The following is a 1,327-nucleotide window of genomic DNA, read 5'->3' as shown; positions in this document are numbered from 1 at the left end:
GAGCGCGTGGGCGCCCGCCGGCACGCCGGCCCTGTGGCAGCGTCTCTGACGTCCCGCTCCGCGGAGCCCGTCCGGCGTCGGCGTGCCGGCGGGCGCCCACGCGCTCTGGGCCTGGTGCGTCTGCAGGCACCGGTAGCGGACCCCGTCGCGGGTCACCGTGGCCCCGGCCGGGTAGACGCGGCCGGGGACCCATGCGCCCTCGGCACCGTCCTGCGGGTCCGGTGCCGGGGTCTGCGCGAGCTCGGTGGTCAGGGTCAGGCCGAAGTCGGCGAGGATCGGGTTGACCGGCTGGTAGAAGGTGGTCCCGCCGCGCGTGCAGTCACCGGAACCGCCGGAGGTGACGCCCTGCGCCTGGGTGCCCGCGACGAAGGGGCCGCCGGAGTCGCCGGGCTCGGCGCAGACCGTCGTCCGGGTCACCCCGTCGACCGTGCCCTCGGCGTAGCTGACGCTGGTGTCGTGCTGCTGGATGGTCCCGCAGTGCCATCCGGTGGTCGAACCGGACCGGCACACCGACGCCCCGACGAGGGCCTCCACGGAGCCGGTGACCTGCACCTCCTGGCCGTCCTGCGCCCTGACACCCGGGGTGGCCGTCCACGGGTCGTCGGTGCCCACCCACGCCATGTCCCTGCCGGGGAAGACGGAGTCCTGGAAGACACCCTGCGGGGTCCGGTCGAAACCGGTGGTCGTGTCGCCCCGGTCGCCGCAGTGGCCGGCGGTGACGAAGCCCTGCCGCGCGTCCCGGGTCACGGAGAACCCTACCGAGCAGCGGGCGGTGTCCTCGATGTAGTAGGCGTCGCCCCCGGTGATGTCCTGCAGCAGCCGCGGCCGGTCCGCGGACACGAGGAGGGTCAGGTCCTGGTCGTCGAGCCCGGCGGCCCCGACGAAGGCGGCACCCGCCGACACCGTCCGCGCCTGCACCACGAGCCGGTTCGCCGGCACGTCCACGTACCACAGCGGGGTGTCGGCGGTGTCGCGGGCGGCGGCCGCCGCGTCCAGCTTCTCCTTGGCGGCCCGGAGGACCGCCAGCGAGCGGGGGACGACGACGGCTTCGGCGCCCTGGGCCTCGATGGCCGCCGTGTCCCGGGGGTCGGTGGTCGCGACGTGGAGTTCCTCGGAGGCCGCCCCGCGCACCCAGGCGCCGGCGAACCGCTCGCCCAGGGCGTTGCGCAGGATGCCCGCGCGGGCACCCGCCTCCGCCTCGTTGGCGGGCCGCGCGGACGCCTGCGACGAGGTCAGGCCCAGGTCGCGCCGGAGCGCCTCGAGCATCGCGGGCGACGGGTGGTCGGCGCCGGGGGTCCGGGCCGCTCCGGGGGCGGCCGCCCCCGCC

At 76.9% G+C, this 1,327-nt stretch carries 1 protein-coding gene; it reads right to left on the bottom strand.

Going from position 1 to position 1,327, the window contains the following annotated elements:
• Positions 1-1,327: trypsin-like serine protease (locus tag AOK18_RS28140; RefSeq protein ID WP_107100375.1), on the bottom strand; the 1,327-nt coding region annotated here is incomplete at both ends.

The organism is Streptomyces prasinopilosus (assembly GCF_001419695.1).
GTDB classification, from domain to species: domain Bacteria; phylum Actinomycetota; class Actinomycetes; order Streptomycetales; family Streptomycetaceae; genus Streptomyces; species Streptomyces prasinopilosus.
The sequence above is the reverse complement of the archived record's forward strand: the minus strand, read 5'-3'. Positions and strand labels throughout refer to the sequence as shown.